This window comes from Nocardiopsis sp. LOL_012 (assembly GCF_048060475.1).
Classification (GTDB): Bacteria; Actinomycetota; Actinomycetes; order Streptosporangiales; family Streptosporangiaceae; genus Nocardiopsis.
Genome location: NZ_JBHMIV010000023.1, coordinates 1 through 15,691, shown reverse-complemented (window position 1 = coordinate 15,691; position 15,691 = coordinate 1). Strand labels below are relative to the sequence as shown.

At 72.3% G+C, this 15,691-nt stretch carries 13 protein-coding genes; 8 read left to right on the top strand and 5 right to left on the bottom strand.

The window, feature by feature from the left end:
- Positions 1 to 14: 14 nt before the first annotated feature.
- Positions 15 to 1,742: a signal peptide peptidase SppA gene (gene sppA, locus ACFHWE_RS15640; protein ID WP_416602372.1), complete on the top strand. Its 1,728-nt coding sequence runs from the start codon at positions 15 to 17 to the stop codon at positions 1,740 to 1,742.
- Positions 1,743 to 1,762: 20 nt separating this feature from the next.
- Positions 1,763 to 2,221, top strand: a complete 459-nt coding sequence (locus tag ACFHWE_RS15635; protein ID WP_416602430.1) for a flavin reductase family protein — start codon at positions 1,763 to 1,765, stop codon at positions 2,219 to 2,221.
- Between the two features lie 33 nt (positions 2,222 to 2,254).
- On the opposite strand, the gene ACFHWE_RS15630 is transcribed toward ACFHWE_RS15635, so the two are convergent.
- Positions 2,255 to 2,929, bottom strand: coding sequence for an HAD family hydrolase (locus ACFHWE_RS15630; RefSeq protein WP_416602371.1), 675 nt, complete (start codon positions 2,927 to 2,929; stop codon positions 2,255 to 2,257).
- A 35-nt stretch (positions 2,930 to 2,964) separates the two neighbouring features.
- Positions 2,965 to 3,666, bottom strand: coding sequence for an NUDIX hydrolase (locus tag ACFHWE_RS15625; protein WP_416602370.1), 702 nt, complete (start codon positions 3,664 to 3,666; stop codon positions 2,965 to 2,967).
- Between the two features lie 166 nt (positions 3,667 to 3,832).
- Here ACFHWE_RS15625 and nadA point away from each other — a divergent pair, with 166 nt between their 5' ends.
- Together nadA and ACFHWE_RS15615 are read left to right on the top strand one after the other, a co-directional pair.
- The gene (nadA, locus tag ACFHWE_RS15620) at positions 3,833 to 4,831 is read left to right on the top strand and encodes a quinolinate synthase NadA (protein ID WP_416602369.1); all 999 of its coding nucleotides are present in this window, start codon (positions 3,833 to 3,835) and stop codon (positions 4,829 to 4,831) included.
- 150 nt (positions 4,832 to 4,981) lie between these two features.
- Positions 4,982 to 6,355, top strand: a complete 1,374-nt coding sequence (locus tag ACFHWE_RS15615; protein WP_416602368.1) for a sigma-70 family RNA polymerase sigma factor — start codon at positions 4,982 to 4,984, stop codon at positions 6,353 to 6,355.
- 8 nt (positions 6,356 to 6,363) lie between these two features.
- Here the strand turns inward: ACFHWE_RS15615 and ACFHWE_RS15610 are convergent, their stop codons facing one another.
- Positions 6,364 to 6,951 (bottom strand): TetR family transcriptional regulator, encoded by a 588-nt coding sequence (locus ACFHWE_RS15610; RefSeq protein WP_416602367.1) that lies wholly within the window; start codon positions 6,949 to 6,951, stop codon positions 6,364 to 6,366.
- A 254-nt stretch (positions 6,952 to 7,205) separates the two neighbouring features.
- Here ACFHWE_RS15610 and ACFHWE_RS15605 point away from each other — a divergent pair, with 254 nt between their 5' ends.
- The 4 genes from ACFHWE_RS15605 to ACFHWE_RS15590 all read left to right on the top strand — a co-directional run bounded on the left by ACFHWE_RS15605 (position 7,206) and on the right by ACFHWE_RS15590 (position 11,447).
- Entirely contained in the window at positions 7,206 to 8,216 is a 1,011-nt protein-coding gene (locus tag ACFHWE_RS15605) for an MBL fold metallo-hydrolase (RefSeq protein ID WP_416602366.1), read from the top strand.
- A gap of 148 nt (positions 8,217 to 8,364) precedes the next feature.
- Positions 8,365 to 9,672, top strand: coding sequence for a glycosyltransferase family 4 protein (locus ACFHWE_RS15600; protein WP_416602365.1), 1,308 nt, complete (start codon positions 8,365 to 8,367; stop codon positions 9,670 to 9,672).
- A 15-nt stretch (positions 9,673 to 9,687) separates the two neighbouring features.
- Entirely contained in the window at positions 9,688 to 10,407 is a 720-nt protein-coding gene (locus ACFHWE_RS15595) for a class I SAM-dependent methyltransferase (RefSeq protein ID WP_416602429.1), read from the top strand.
- Complete coding sequence (locus ACFHWE_RS15590; protein ID WP_416602364.1) at positions 10,407 to 11,447, top strand: prenyltransferase; 1,041 nt, start codon at positions 10,407 to 10,409, stop codon at positions 11,445 to 11,447. The genes ACFHWE_RS15595 and ACFHWE_RS15590 overlap by 1 nt, the downstream gene beginning before the upstream one ends.
- A 52-nt stretch (positions 11,448 to 11,499) precedes the next feature.
- On the opposite strand, the gene ACFHWE_RS15585 is transcribed toward ACFHWE_RS15590, so the two are convergent.
- Complete coding sequence (locus tag ACFHWE_RS15585) at positions 11,500 to 14,652, bottom strand: transglycosylase domain-containing protein (protein WP_416602363.1); 3,153 nt, start codon at positions 14,650 to 14,652, stop codon at positions 11,500 to 11,502.
- 241 nt (positions 14,653 to 14,893) lie between these two features.
- The gene (locus tag ACFHWE_RS15580) at positions 14,894 to 15,526 is read right to left on the bottom strand and encodes a class I SAM-dependent methyltransferase (protein ID WP_416602428.1); all 633 of its coding nucleotides are present in this window, start codon (positions 15,524 to 15,526) and stop codon (positions 14,894 to 14,896) included.
- Positions 15,527 to 15,691: the final 165 nt, after the last annotated feature.

Sequence of the window (15,691 nt, the reverse complement as noted above, 5' to 3'; positions counted from 1 at the left end):
ACTACCCTGGGGCCATGGTGGACCTCGCGAAGATCACGGAGCCCTTGTCCCTCTCCGGTCTGGGACCGCGCCCGCACGGGCCGCTGGTGCTGGAACTGGACCTGACCGAGGGGGTCGCCGACGAGGCCCCCTCCGACCCGATCAGCCAGATCATGAACCGCCGCCGACAGCACTTCCTCGACGTCGTCGAGGGGCTCCGGCGGGGCGCGCGCGACCGGAGGGTCGCGGCGCTGGTCGCGAGGATCGACGCCCGCAACCTCGGGTTCGCCAAGGTACAGGAGCTGCGCGAGGCGGTCGCGGACTTCCGCGCCTCGGGCAAGCCCGCGATCGCGTGGGCCGACTCCTTCGGCGAGGCCGGGTCGGGCAACCTCCCGTACTACCTGGCGTGCGCGTTCTCCCGGGTGGTCATGTCCCCCACCGGTTCCCTCGGCCTGACCGGGCTGATCATGCGGGGCACCTTCGTCAAGGGCGCCATCGACAAGCTCGGGGTCACCTACGAGGTCGGCAAGCGGCACGAGTACAAGAACGCCCTGAACGGGGTCACCGAGACCGGGTTCACCGACGCCCACCGCGAGGCGGTGGACGGGATCGTCACCTCGCTCAGCGACCAGGTCACCGAGGCTGTCGCCCAAGCGCGCGGTCTGACGGGCGAGGCCGTGCGGGAACTGGTCGAACGCGGCCCGTTCATGCCCCGGGAGGCCCTCGACGCCGGCCTGGTCGACGCCCTGGCCTACCGCGACGAGGTGTACGGGGACGTGATGGAGCGCGTGCGCCGCGAGCACGGCGGGGGCCGCGAGCCGGAACTGAGGTTCGTGGCGCGCTACCACCGCAAGCACGTGCCCGCCCCCAGGCCGAGGGTGGCGGGCGGCCCCGGCTACATCGCGCTGATCTCGGCGTCCGGCCCGATCACCCTGGGCCGGTCGCGCCGCTCCCCGCTCGGCGGCGGCGCCGTCATGGGGTCGGACACCGTGGCGGCCGCCTTCCGCGCCGCCCGCAAGGATCCCCGGGTCAAGGCGGTGGTCTTCCGTGTCGACAGCCGGGGCGGCTCCGCCACCGCCTCGGACGCGATCCGCCGCGAGAGCGAACTGACCAGCAAGGCGGGGATCCCCGTGGTGTCGGCCATGGGCGACATCGCCGGCTCGGGCGGGTACTACGTGACCCTCGGCTCGGACGCCGTCGTGGCCCAGCCCGGCACCATCACCGGGTCCATCGGCGTCATCGTCGGCAAGCCGGTCCTGGGTGCGCTCATGGAGCGGTTCGGTGTCACCACGGACTCGGTGAGCAGCGGACCGCACGCGGGGATGTTCGACACCGCCCGCCCCTTCAGCACGTCGGAGTGGGAGCGGGTCAACGCGCTGCTGGACGACATCTACGACGACTTCGTCGGCAAGGTCGCCAAGGCGCGCGGCATGACCCGCGAACAGGTGCACGAGGTGGCGCGCGGACGGATCTGGACGGGCCGCGACGCCCACGGGCACGGCCTGGTGGACGAACTCGGCGGGCTGGCCACCGCGGTGCGCCTGGCCCGCGCCAGGGCAGGTTCCGGGCCGCTGCCGCTGCGGCCGTTCCCGCACACGCACCCGCTGGACCGGCTCCGCTCGCACGAGTCCAGCGAGGACCTGGCCGCCGCCCAGCCTCAGAGCACCCTGGGGGCCTGGGGTCCGCTGGAGCAGGCGGCCCTGGCCATGGGGCTGCCCGCCGCGGGCCCGCTGACGATGCCCGGCGGCTGGGAGGTCCGTTGACCGGCCCGTTCCTGGACGCGATGGCACTCGTGGCCACCGGTGTGACCGTCGTGACCGTGGCCGACGGCCGTGACGACGTCGGAGCGACGGTCAGCGCGTTCGGATCGGTCTCGACCGCCCCTCCGATCGTGTCGGTGAGCGTGGGCTCGGACGGCTACATGGCCGAGGTGATCGAGGAGGTCGGCGCCTTCGCGGTGAGCGTGCTCGGCGCCGGCCAGCGCGCCCTGGCGGGCCGCTTCTCCGCGGAGGGGCGGCCCAGCGCCCGCCTGCTCGTCTCGGGCCAGCCCCACCACCGGGGCGGGCACACGCGCGCCCTGGTCCTCGACGACGCGCTGGCGGCACTGGAGTGCTCGGTGCGGCAGAAGGTGGAGGTCGGCGACCACGCGGTGTTCTTCGCCGACATCGTTGGCCTGCCCGCTGTCGGGGGCAGGGGCCCGGCCCTGGTGCGCCGGGCGGGCCGCTACCACTCGGTGGACTGACCCACACAGCGAGGGCGCCCCAGCACAAGCGTCTCAGGACGGGAACGACCCGATCCAGGCGGCGAGCTGGTGGAGGTCGTCCACGACCGCGTCGGCCTCGGCGGCCTCCGGGGCCGCGGCGTGCCGGTAGCCGTACAGGCCCCTGCGGAGCAGGGCCGTGCGCATCCCGGCCCGGCGGGCGGGCAGGACGTCGTTGTCGACCCGGTCCCCGACGTAGAGGATCTCGTCCGGGGTGATCGCCGGGCGGTCGGCGGCGGCGAGTGCGAGGACGCGGTCGAAGAACGCGGGCTCGGGCTTGTGCACGCCCCAGGTGTCGGAGATGCCGATGCCGTCGACGCCCAGGTCCATGGCCTCCAGGGCCGGTCCGGCCTCGGGGGGCTGGTTCCCGGCGATCAGCAGGGACAGCCCGGCTCCGCGCATCGCGGCGAAGGCGGGGCGCACGTCGGGGTACAGGTCCGCCTCTCCGAAGTGCTCCCGCTCCCCGTCGGGTTCCTCCTCGCGCCAGCGCGCGCTCTCAAGTTCCAGGTCGAACCCCGGGGCGACGAGGCGGAACGCCTCCGTGAGGGTCCCGCCGGTGGCGATGACGCCGCCGATGGTGCCGAAGAAGGCCATGCGCGGGACCCCCAGCCGGGCGGCCCAGCGCTCGAAGATCCGGGTCTCGTCGACCAGGGTCTCGCCGACGTCGAACACCGCAGTACGAATTGCCACGGTCAGGGAGTCTATCGGGGTCCTCGTCCCTCCGGTCAGGCACGTTCGGGCGGGCGCAGCACGGCGAAGGCGTCGGTGACCTCCAGTTCGCGCGCTCGGAAGCGGAAGAGCGCGGCGGGGCGCCCGCCGGAGCGGCCCGAGGGCACCGACCTCCCGGTCTCCTCGATCTGTCCGCGCCGCAGCAGGACCCGGCGCAGGTTGGTGGCGGTCACGTCGTGTCCGAGGGCGGCCCGGTAGTACCCCGACAGCTCCGACATCGTGAACTCGGGGGGCGCCAGTGCGAAGCCCACGTTCGTGTAGCTCAGCTTGGAGCGCAGGCGCTTGCGCCCGGAGCGGACGATGGAGGCGTGGTCGAAGGCCATCGCCGGCAGGTCCGAGGCCGGGTGCCAGTCGGTGTCGCCGGGGACGACGGGGTCGATGTGGGCGGGGACCAGGCCGAGGTAGGCCGTGGCGAGTGTGCGGTGCCCGGGGCGCCGGCCGGGGTCGCTGCGGGTCTCCAGTTGCTCCAGGTGGGAGAGATCGCGCACGTCGACTTTCTGGGCGAGCTGGCGCGCGATGGAGGCACCCAGGTTCTCGTCGGGCCGCAGGCGTCCGCCGGGCAGGGCCCACGCACCCTCGCAGGGCGGCAGTGCGCGGCGCCATAGCAGGACGCACAGGCGGCCCGCGCGGATCTGCAGCACCACCGCCAGGGCCTCGTGCGCGGCGAGAGGCTCTGCGTGCCCTGTGGGATCCGCCATAACCTGTCCGTTTGTTGCGGGGATGTCCACCCCTGTCCCTTCTGTTGCACGTCATGTTAAGCTACACGAGGTTTGTGACTGACAGACAAAAACCAGCGGTCAGGAACAACCGACCCCGGCGCGGCGCCCCGAGCGGCGCGCCCCAGCCTCAAGGAAGTAGTACACAATGGCACCGGTCACCGCCTCCGCGGACACCATGAGCAGGCAGGAATGGGCCGACGAGGTCCGCCGCCTGGCCGACGAGCGCGACGCCGTCATCCTCGCGCACAACTACCAGCGCCCGGAGATCCAGGACGTCGCCCACCACACGGGTGACTCCCTGGCCCTCTCCCGGCTGGCCGCGAGCGTCGACGCCGGCACCATCGTCTTCTGCGGCGTGCACTTCATGGCCGAGACCGCGAAGATCCTCGCCCCGGAGAAGACCGTCCTGCTGCCCGACCCGAACGCCGGGTGCTCGCTGGCCGACACCATCACCGCCGCGGACGTGCGGGCCTGGAAGGCCGAGCACCCCGGCGCCGTCGTGGTCGCCTACGTGAACACCACGGCGGCGGTCAAGGCCGAGACCGACATCTGCTGCACCTCCTCCAACGCCGCCGACGTCATCCGCTCCATCCCCGAGGACCGGGAGATCCTCTTTCTCCCGGACCAGTTCCTGGGCGCGCACGTCAAGCGGGTCACCGGCAGGGACAACATCCACGTGTGGATGGGCGAGTGCCACGTCCACGCCGGCATCGACGGCCACACCCTGCGCGAGCGGGTGGAGTCCGAACCGGACGCGGAGGTCTACGTCCACCCCGAGTGCGGCTGCGCCACCTCGGCCCTGTACCTCGTGGGCAGCGGCGCCGTCCCCCAGGAGCGCGTCAAGATCCTCTCCACCGGCGGAATGCTCACCGCCGCGGAGAACACCAGCGCCAAGAAGGTGCTCATCGCCACCGAGACCGGCATGCTGCACCAACTGCGCAACAGCAACAGCGTCACCGAGTTCGAACCGGTGAACTCGCGCGCCGAGTGCCACTACATGAAGATGATCGACTCCCAGAAGCTACTCGACTCGCTGCGTCTGGGCACCACCGAGATCACCGTCGACACCGGCACCTCCGAGCGCGCCCGCCGCTCGGTCGAGCGCATGATCGCTATCGGCTCCCCGTCGCGGGGCGGTGAGTGAGGGGGCGCTCCGACGGTCGCCCACCACCGAAAGGGAAGGCTTCTTTGTACCTGTGGTAACAGAAGTCTTACCTTCAGGCCACAGGTCATCGATTCTCCAGCAGCGCTGGACTCCCCTCGCTAGCGTCTCGGTTCGAGCGGGGGGAGAATCGTGACCAGAGGTAGCGAAAACACCGAAAGAGGCGTACCGGCACAGGCCGATGTGGAGGCGCTCTACGACGCCTTCGCACCCGCTCTGTACCGGTACGCCTGGACCCTGTTGGGCGGCACCGCCGTGCCCGGCCCCGAGCGGGACGAGGGGACCGCTCCGGCCGACCTCGCGGCCGAGGCCGTGCACGACGGCCTGGTCGCCGCCGTCGCCCTCACCCCTGGCCGCGACGACCCCGACGACCGCGGGCCCCGCCTCTACGCGCTGGTCCGCTCCGCCTGCCAGCACCGGGGGTTCGCCCTCACCTGCCCCTACACGCACCTGGCCACCGTCCCCGCGGAGGAGCCGGTGGCACGCATGTTCTCCCGGCTGCCCGCGAGCCACCGGGAACTGGTCGAGCTGAACCTGCGCCACGCCCTGCCGCCTGCCGCCATCGCGCGCGTCCTCGGCCTGGACGGGGCGCTGTGCTCCGAACTGTCGCGCTCGGCGATCCGCCGCGCCTTCGAGGGGCTGGCCGAACACGACGCCTTCCAGGACCCGGAGGCCCTGTGGCGCACCCAGGTCCAACAGGTCTCCTCCGCCCTCGCCCTGCTCCGGCCGCCCGGCCCGCCCCCCGGCCTGCGCGGCCTCGTGGTCGGCACCTGCCTGGACCCGGCCCTGGCCGGAGCACGCGCACGGATCGCCGACGCGATGCGTCCACTCACCGCGGAGGGGTACCCGGTACACCGGGGCCGCGCGGGCGGCCCCGCAGAGGAGCCCGAACCGGAGACGTCCGAGCCTCCCGCCGAGCCCCTGCCGCGCGCCCTGCCCGGGGATCGCGTCACCACCCGCGACCACCCGGTCCGCGAGGAGGTGACCACCGCCCTGGACGCCCCGGACGCCGTGCACGCCCCCGAACAGCGGTCCCTGCCCCGGCACTGGCCGCTGTCGGCCGTCTCGGGGCTGGTCACGATCGCCCTGGCCGTCGTCCTCTGGTCGTGGGCCAGTGCGCTCGGCGCGCCCCCGACCGTGATCGGAACCGAGGCGCCCGAGGCCGCGCGCAGCCCTCAGGTGCACGACGTCCCCGCACCGCCCTCCCCCACCGACACGCACCCCGGTGAGGGGACGCTCGGAAACCAGTCCACCGCCGGCCGCCCACAGGACACCGCCCCCTCCGCGGAGGACTCCCCCTCCGGCGCCCCCGAGTCCCCGTCGGCGGCGGACGCCGAGTCCGCCGCCCCGGCCTCCCCGCCCGAACCCGCGTCCTCCCCTCCGCCGTCCCCCGAGACCGCGACGGCCCCGCAGGAGAGCCCCAGCGGCGGTACGGCGGACGGCGGGCAGGACACCCCGGACGGGCTGATCGGCGGCCTGCTCGACCTGCTCCTCGGCGGCGAGTGAGGGATCATTCAGCGAGGTGGGAGCAGGCGCTCCGCAACGGTGCGCAGACGCCGCTCGACACCGTCGGGGTCGCGGCGGCCCCGCAGGACCCCCACCAGTTCGAGGACCCACACGCTGGTCAGCGCCCCGGCCAGGACCTGCCCCGGGTCCTCCCGGTCGACCGACCCCCCGCTGCCGGGCTCCCCGGCTGCCCGCCGCACGAGGTCGCAGACACGCGTCCCGGGCGCGCCCTCGGCCGTCAGGAGCGACCGGACCAGCGCGTCGGCGAGTTCGGGCTCGCGCATCAGCCACCGCGTGGCACGCATCAGGACGTCCACGGCACGCCCGGCCGGCGTCGGCGCCGTGGACGGGGTAGGGGCGATCCCGCTCTCCATCCGATCGACCTCCTCGGCTGCCACCGCCGCGACCAGGTCCATCTTGGAGGGGAAATAACGGTAGAGGGTGCCGAGCGCGACCCCGGCCCGCTCGGCCACCGACCGCATCTGCATGGCGTCGACGCCGACGCGCGCGACCAGCACCGCGGCGGTCCGCACGATGCGCTCGCGGCGCTGCTCCCGGTGCCGCACCGCACCCTCAGCCGACGCCTGCGCCTCCACGGGTCCCCCTCGCCCTACGGCCGCCCCGGCCACCGCCTCCCGACGCTCCCGCGAAGGCCGAACGGCAACACGTTATCCAACGGCGCACGGACCGTCCGGGACGGCGCGCCCGGGCCCACCACCGCCGCCGCGGGCCTCGCGTACGGTCGTCCACGGCCGGGGAACCGCCGCCGGCGCACCCCGGCACCCACGGTGCGCGGCACCCCAACCTAGACTCGAACGTGATTCGGTTTCCATTGGAGAGGTCGCCACTGATGAACGACATCCCCCAGGTCGAGAGCCTCGGCAACGGCGTGTGGAGCCTGCCCGTGCCCATCCCCGGCAACCCGCTCGGCTTCACGTTCGTCTACCTGGTCGAGGGCCACGAGGGGCCGGTGCTCATCGACACCGGTTGGAACCACGACGACTCCTGGAAGGCGCTCACCCTCGGCCTCGAACAGGCCGGGCACGCGGTCGAGGACATCCGCGGCGCCGTCCTCACCCACTTCCACCCCGACCACACCGGCCTCGTCGGCCGCCTCCGGGAGGCCTCCGACGCCTGGATCGCCATGCACCCCGCCGACATCGCCGTGGTCGAGCAACTGCGTTCGACCGCCCCCGAGCGGCGCGCCGAGTCCATCGCCGCGCAGTTGCGGGCCGCAGGCTTCCCTTCGGAGGAGATCGACACGTTCCTCGCCGCCCCGCACGTGCTGGCACCCCCCGAACCGGCCGACCTCCCCATCGACGACGGGGCCTCCGTGGAACTGCCCGGGCGCGACCTGCGGGCGGTGTGGACCCCGGGCCACTCGCCCGGACACCTGTGCCTGCACTTGGCCGACGCGCACCTCCTCTTCACCGGGGACCACGTCCTTCCCGGCATCACCCCACACGTGGGCCAGTTCCCCCTCCACGCCGCCGAGGGGGACCCGCTGGGCGACTTCCTCACCTCCCAGGCCGCCATCGGCCTGCTGCCCGACGCCGACGTGCTGACCTGCCTGCCCTCGCACGAGTCCCGCTTCACGGGCCTGCCCGAACGCACCGCGGAGATCACCGGCCACCACGAGAAGCGCCTCGACGCGATGGCGGCCCTGCTCTCGGAGGGGCCCGCCACGCTGTGGGAGGTCACCTCCCGCCTGTCCTGGAAGCGCGCCTGGGAGACGATGGGCCCGCGGTCCCGCCACATGGCCGCCTCCGAGACCGCCGCACACCTGCGCACCCTGGAGGAACGCGCACGCGTGTCACGGACCGGCCCCGCCGACCGGCCGCGCTGGATCGCCACACCCTGAACCCACCCACCGGATGACGTTCAGCCCATCCCCACGCGAACCCCCACACAACTCCCGAGTAACATGTGGGCACCCGCACGGCCTCACCGGACGGCCCCGCACTCACACCGACGGTGACCGCACCCGCGACCCCATGAGAGGTGGACTCTTGACCCAGCCGGGCGCCGGCACCGGACCCAGCCGCCCCCTGCGCGTCGCGCTGCTGTCCTACCGAAGCAAACAGCACGTCGGCGGCCAGGGCGTGTACGTACGCCACCTGTCACGGGAACTCGCCGCCCTCGGACACGAGGTGACCGTCTTCTCCGGCCAGCCCTACCCCGTCCTCGACGAGGGCGTCACACTGGAGAGGATCCCCTCCCTCGACCTCTACAACGACGCGCACCCGTTCAAGACCCCGCCCCCTACCCGGTGGCGCGACTGGATCGACGTCCTGGAGGTCGCCACCATGTGGACCGCCGGCTTCCCCGAACCCCTCACGTTCTCGCTGCGCGCGAACCGCGCCCTGCGCCAGCGCCTCACCGACTTCGACGTGGTCCACGACAACCAGACCCTCGGCTGGGGTCTGCTGCGCATCGCCGCCGCGGGACTTCCCCTCGTCACCACCATCCACCACCCCATCAGCGTGGACCGCCGCATCGAGATCGCCGAGGCCAAGGGGCTGCACAAACTCTCCAAACGGCGCTGGTACGGGTTCGTCAAGATGCAGGCCAGAGTCGCCCGCAGACTCAACCCGATCCTCGTCCCCTCCCGCTCCTCCGCCGACGACATCGCCGGGGAGTTCGGCGTCGCCCCCTCCGCCATGGAGGTCACGCCCCTGGGCGTGGACACCCGCCACTTCCACCCCCGCACCGAGGTGGAGCGCGTCCCCGGACGCATCGTGTGCACGGCCAGCGCCGACAGCCCGCTCAAGGGCGTGGCCACCCTCCTGCGCGCCGCCGCCAAGATCGCCACCGAACGCGACGTGTCCCTGACCATCGTCAGCAAGCCCCGCCCCGGCGGCCCCACCGACCGGCTCGTGGACGAACTGTCGCTCTCCGACCGTGTCACCTTCGTCAACGGCATCGACGACACGGCACTGGCCGAACTGATCGCCAGCGCCCAGATCGCCGTCGTCCCCTCCTTCTACGAGGGGTTCTCCCTCCCCGCCGTGGAGGCCATGGCGTGCGCCACGCCGCTCGTGGCCAGCCACGCGGGGGCCCTCCCCGAGGTCGTGGGCACCGACGGCGACGCCGGACGCCTCATCCCCCCGGGAGACCCCGAGATCCTGGCGGGCGCGCTCACCGACCTGCTCGACGACGACCGGGAACGCGCCCGCATGGGGGCCGCCGCCTGGCGCCGCGTCCAGGAGCGGTTCACCTGGCGCGCCGTCGCCGAACTCACCGCCCGCCGCTACGCCTCCACCATCGACGCCGTCCGGGGTGCCCCCGGACCAGCGGCCCCCGCGCACGACGCCTGACCCGAGGAGCCTCCACTGATCACCGTCGACTTCGCCCTGTTCCCCGTCGGGCCGGGCCACCGCGTTCTCGACCTCGGCTGCGGTGGCGGCCGGCACGCCTTCGAGATGTACCGCCGCGGCGCCGACGTCGTCGCCTTCGACCAGAACGTCTCCGACCTGGCCGATGTCCAGACGATGTTCTCGGCCATGCGCGCCGAGGGCGAGGCGCCCGAGGGGGCCGCGGCCGAGACGGTCAAGGGTGACGCCCTCGACATGCCCTTCGACGACGGCTCCTTCGACCGGGTCGTCGCGGCGGAGATCTTCGAGCACATCCCCCACGACACGGCCGCCATGGAGGAGCTGTACCGCGTACTGCGCCCCGGCGGGATCGCCGCGGTCACCGTGCCGAGCTTCCTGCCCGAACGGATCTGCTGGGCGCTCTCGGAGGAGTACCACACCAACGAGGGCGGCCACATCCGCATCTACACGCGCGCCGAACTGGAGGCCAAGCTCAAGGCCACCGGCTTCGAGATCGGCCCGCACCACCACGCCCACGCGCTGCACTCGCCCTACTGGTGGATCAAGTGCGCCGTCGGAACGGACAACGACGACCACCCGGCGGCCCGGCGCTACCACGACCTGCTGGTGTGGGACATGCTCCAGGCACCGAAGGTGACCCGGGTGGCCGAACACCTGCTCAACCCCCTCCTGGGCAAGAGCGTCGCCGTGTACGTGCGCAAGCCCCTCGGCTCCTGATGGGCGCCCTCCTCAGCCTCCCGGGGGTACTGAGAGCCGAACAGATCGCGCGCTCCGCCGAGTACCTGGCGCACAGCCAGGAGCCGGGAGGGGCGATCCCCTGGTTTCCCGGCGGCCACACCGACGTGTGGGACCACGTCGAGTGCGCCATGGCCCTGACCGTCACCGGGCTGTCCGTCCCCTCCCACGCCGCGGCCGCCCGCCGCGCCTACCTGTGGCTGGAGTCGGTCCGCCACCCCGGCGGCGGCTGGCCCGCCAAGTTCCGCCAGGGGGTCCCGGCCGCCGGGTTGCGCGAGGCCAACCACGCCGCCTACCCCGCGGTCGGGCTGCTGCACCACTTGCTGACCACCGGTGACACCGTGTTCGCCGAACGGATGTGGCCGCTCGTGGAGGAGGGGCTGGAGTTCGCCCTGGCCCTGCGCGGCGCGCACGGGGAGATCCTGTGGGCACGCGCGGAGGACGGGTCCCCGGGCGACCACGCGCTGCTCACCGTCTGTTCGAGCGTCCACCACGCGCTGCGCTGCGGTGCCGCCCTGGGCGCCCGCCTGGGCCGGGAGCGCCCCGCGTGGGAGGCGGCCGCCGACCGCCTGGAGGAGCTCATCAACGGGCGCGAGGACCTGTTCGCGGACCGGAGCCGGTTCTCGATGGACTGGTTCTACCCGATCCTCGGCGGTGCCGTGACCGGCGTGGCCGCCAAGGAGCGCCTCAAGGAGCGCTGGGACCGGTTCGTCGTCCCGGGCCTGGGGGTGCGCTGCGTGAGCGACCAACCCTGGGTGACCGCGGCCGAGTCGTCCGAACTCGTCCTGGCCCTGACCGCCATGGGCGAGCGTGAGGCCGCGGTCCGGCTCCTGCGGGACGTGCAGCACCTGCGCGACCCCCGTGACGGCGCCTACTGGACCGGCTACCAGTTCACCGAGCAGACCCGCTGGCCTGTGGAGCGCAGCACCTGGACCTCGGCGGCCGTGATCCTGGCGGTGGACGCCCTGGCCGGGGCGACCGGCGGCTCCCGGGTGTTCCTGCACGCCTGGGACGAAGACTGACGGGGCGCCCTCCGCATCCGTCGACGCGGAGGGCGCCCCTCGTGCTACCCGGCTACCTGGACTCCCCCGGTACTCCGTCGCGTGTGTCCCCACCGCCCCAGGGGTCGGTCTCACCGCCGCCCGGGTCCACCGGCGTGCCGGTCCCGCCCGGGTCCACCGGATCGACGGGGTCGACCGGGTCGACGGGGGGATCGATCGGCAGCTCGGGGAGCTCAGGAGCCTCCGGGAGGGTCGGTTCCTCGGGCTCTCCGGTGTCCTCCGCGGGCGGCTCGGTGATCACCGGTGCCCAGTTCTGGTCGGTCCCGCCGAACGCCGGCTCCGGGAAGGAGGCGGGCTCGTAGCCCTCCATCGCGACCGTCATGTAGTCGTTCCAGATCTGCGAGGGCAGTCCCGTGCTGGCGATGACCTGGCCGGGGATGGTGAAGCCGCGGTTGTTGTCGCTGTACACCCCGACGGACGTCGACAGTTGGGGCGTGTACCCGACGAACCAGGCGGCGGCGGTCCCGCCGCTCTGCTCGTCCCGGACGGTCCCCGTCTTGCCCGCGGTAGGGTGGTCCGGGTCCCACAGGTTCGCGTTCCGGCCGGTTCCGTTGTTGGCCACACCCTCCAGGGCGTAGGTGAGGTCGGCGGCGGTGGCCTCGGACAGCACCCGGCCGCTCTCCACCTCCGGGCGCTCGTTCTCACCGTCCCGGTTGACGATCTCCCTGACCACGTGCCTCTCGACGTGCACACCGCCGTTGGCGAAGGTGGCATACCCGCTGGCCTGGTCGACCGGGCTGACGCTGTTCGCGCCCAGGGGCATGACCGGGACCAGTTGCCTGTCGGGGATGCTGCCCTCGGGCAGTCCGGCCGCGTAGGCGGTCTCCCGGATCTCCTCGTAGCCCACCCGCTCGGCGAGTTCGATGTAGCCCAGGTTGTTGGACACCTGGGTCGCCTGGGTGAGCGTCATGATGCCGCCGGCCGAGTTGCCCGCGTTCTGGATACGGGCGCCGTTGATGTCCTTCGGGCCGCGCCCGTCCACCGTCGTGTACAGGCCGATGCCCTGTTCGAGCGCGGTCGCCAGCACGTACGGCTTGAACGCCGACCCCGCCTGCGCCGACCCCAGGAACGAGCTGTCGTACTGGTTGGCGTTGTAGTCGTGCCCGCCGAAGAATGCCAGGACCTCGCCGGTGGCCGGGTCCACACTGCTCAGGCCGATGTTGACGCCCTCGGGCAGGTCCTCCTGTGTGACGAGGGCGTCGACCGCGTCGTAGGCGGCCTGCATCATGCCCCGGTCGAACGTGGTGACGATCCGGTAGCCCTGCCGGTTGATCATGTCCTCGGTGAAGCCGAGCCGCTCCAGCTCGCTCATCGCCTCCTGGAGCATGTAGCCGCGGTACCCACTGAGGTCGGAGCCCTGGCGGGTCGGCTCGGGCGCCGGGAACTCCATGGCGTCGGCCTCGGCCTGGGTGATGGCACCGGTGACGACCATGCCGTCGATGACGTACTGCCAGCGCTCCTCCATCGCCGGCGTGGTCTCCACGTCGGCTTCACCGAACCGGGTCGGCTGCTGGATGGCAGCGGCGAGGAACGCGGCCTCCTCCGGAGTGAGATCCTGGACGTCCTTGCGGTAGTACGCCTCGGCGGCGGCCTGGACCCCGTAGGCCTGGCGGCCGAAGTAGATGGTGTTGAGGTACTGCTCCATCACCCACTCCTTCGACTCGCTCCGGTCGATCTTGATGGCGATGACGATCTCCTGGACCTTCCGGCTGACCGTCTGCTCCAGGGAAACGCCCTCATAGTAGTTGCGGACCATCTGCTGGGTGATGGTGGAACCGCCCTGCACCTGCTGCCCGGTGGCGGTGTTCCAGACGGCGCGGGTCGTCCCGCTCACCGAGACGCCGGGCTCCTCCCAGAAGCCCCGGTCCTCGGCGGAGATGACCGCCTCGACCATGTGGTCCCCGCCCGCGATCATCTCCTCGTAGGAGAGGATCTCCCGGTCGACGCCGCGCTCGGCGAACACGGTCTCGCCGTCGGCGTAGTAGAAGGTGGAGCCCTCGGTGAAGACGTCGGCCTTGGCCGCGTCGGGGACCTCGACCGTGGAGTAGAAGTAGGCGAACACTCCGCAGCCGACGACGAGGATCAGTCCCAGGACGACGAGGGGGACCCGGACGATCCGCCACCACAGAGGCCTGGTGCGCTTGCCGGACGGGCGGCCCTTCGGACTGCCCGGTCCCGTCGGAGGGCCGCCCGGGACCGGGGGGCCCTGCGGCGGCGCGGACGGGGGACCGAAGTGCTCCGGAGGCGGTGTGCCGCCCGCAGCCGCCGCGGAGGCGGGGCCGGGGGTCGGCGCGGCGGGGCGGGGAGCCCGGTCAGCGGTCTCCACCTCGGAGAGCCGCTGCCCGGTCGGCCACAGCCGCTCCGTGGCGTCGTCGGCCTCGGCACCGGTTCCAGCCTCGGCACCGCCGCCGTCGGCCTGCGCTCCCGAGTGAACCGAAGCGCTCTCGGCCCCGTAAGACGACGCGCCAGTGCCGTGGTCACCCGCTTCCGGGGCAGCGGCCTCCGGCGCAGCGGCGGCGGCAGCGGACACGGGCGGCGCCTCGAAGGGCTCCGTCCTGTCCCCCGGGTCCGTCGTGGCTCCGGCCGTCTTCCCGGAGGCTACCTCTTCGGCGATGTCGGCCCTGTCGAGAGCGGCAAGGGTGGCCTCGCCGCCCTCGTCCGCTCCGGCGGCGCCTTCAGCGGTACGGTCCCGCTCGGAGGCACCGGTCCCGGAGACGTCGGCCCCGCTCGGCTCGGGAAGGGTCGCCTCCCCGTCCTCTTCTCCGGTATCGGCGGCGGCTTCCACCGGCTGCGCCGACCGCTCCGTGTCCTCGGACCCCTCGGAGGACACGGGGTCCTCGTCCTTGTCCGCAGTGGGTTCAGCGGTGGGCTCGTCGGTACCGAACCCCTGTTCCGCCAGGGCCTGGGCGACTCGCTCCCGGAAGAAGGATCCGCTGGTCTTGAACGAGACGGGGTTGATGAACTGGGGAGCGGGGGCATCCCCTGCGTTCTCGGAGGGTTGCCCCTCGTCCGCAGTGGGAACACCGCTCTCAGGAGTCGTCTCGCTGGGCAGCTCTTCAGCAGAGGTGTTGGTGTCTTCCGGCGTATCGGTCTCAGGACGCTGCCCGTCCGCCCCACCGCCGCCGTGTGTGCTCTCGCTCAGTTCCCCGCCCCCATGACCAATCACGTGCCGGCACCGCTGTCTGCGACCTCGTCGACTTCGACGCGCGAGTACCCTGCTTCGGTTCAGTGGAAATCAGGACCGAAGCAATGGCTCGGGGAATAACGCCATGTCCGCCCGGTCCTCCCATCCACGATACCCGCGGAAAACAGCAGATCGTCGGGGGCCTCGCTCCCAACGGAGGATCCGGCACCGGCTTCCCCGTTATACAAGCGATATCGAGCGCCAGGGTGTTCTCCCGCACAGGTCACTCGACGTGTTCGAGGACGCGCATCGATCCGACCGCCCGCCGCTCCTCGAAGCGGCCGGAGCCGAGGGCCCTGCGGTAGATGTCGTAGGGTGGCCGACCCCCGTCTGCGGGGTCGGGGAACACGTCGTGGATGACCAGCGCGCCGCCCACCGCGAGGTGCGGGCTCCATCCGGTGTAGTCGTTCTGGGCGGCCTCCTCGCTGTGGCCGCCATCGATGAAGAGCATCCCGATCGGCGCGCCCCAGACACGGGCGAGATCTGCCGAGGGGCCGACCAGGGCGATCACTTCGTCGTCCAGCCCGGCCCGGGTGATCGTGCGGCGGAAGTGCGGCAGGGTGTCGAACTTCCCGCTGGCGCCGTCCACCAGGGTCTCGTCGTGGTACTCCCATCCCACCTGGTGCTCCTCGGAGCCCCGGTGGTGGTCCACCGTGTAGACCTTTCCCCCCGCCTGCCGGGCTGCCGCCCCCAGGAAGACCGTGGACTTGCCGCAGTAGGTCCCGATCTCCAGGATGGGACCGACGTGCGCGTAGTCGAGTGCGGTGGTGAAGAGAACGGCGCCCTCGTCCGTGGGCATGAATCCCTTGGCCGACTCGGCGACCGCCAGGAGTTCCTCGGGCATGTTCTTCGTCATAGGGGTCATAGGGGCGATTCTCCCATGACCCGATCTCAGCGGCCGTTCGGAGCCGCCCCACCGCCATTCACGATTGCACAATCCCCGGCAACAAAAAAGAAAGAACCGGAGCCGCCCCCACAAGGAACGACCCCGACCCCTTCTTCAACAAACAACCGTGGCAGC

Bases quoted from the DNA above. Each gene is read 5' to 3' on its own strand.
- sppA (WP_416602372.1), top strand. From the start codon at position 15: ATGGTGGACCTCGCGAAGATCACGGAGCCCTTGTCCCTCTCCGGTCTG.
- ACFHWE_RS15635 (WP_416602430.1), top strand. From the start codon at position 1,763: ATGGCACTCGTGGCCACCGGTGTGACCGTCGTGACCGTGGCCGACGGC.
- ACFHWE_RS15625 (WP_416602370.1), bottom strand. From the start codon at position 3,666: ATGGCGGATCCCACAGGGCACGCAGAGCCTCTCGCCGCGCACGAGGCC.
- nadA (WP_416602369.1), top strand. From the start codon at position 3,833: ATGGCACCGGTCACCGCCTCCGCGGACACCATGAGCAGGCAGGAATGG.
- ACFHWE_RS15605 (WP_416602366.1), top strand. From the start codon at position 7,206: ATGAACGACATCCCCCAGGTCGAGAGCCTCGGCAACGGCGTGTGGAGC.
- ACFHWE_RS15590 (WP_416602364.1), top strand. From the start codon at position 10,407: ATGGGCGCCCTCCTCAGCCTCCCGGGGGTACTGAGAGCCGAACAGATC.
- ACFHWE_RS15580 (WP_416602428.1), bottom strand. From the start codon at position 15,526: ATGACGAAGAACATGCCCGAGGAACTCCTGGCGGTCGCCGAGTCGGCC.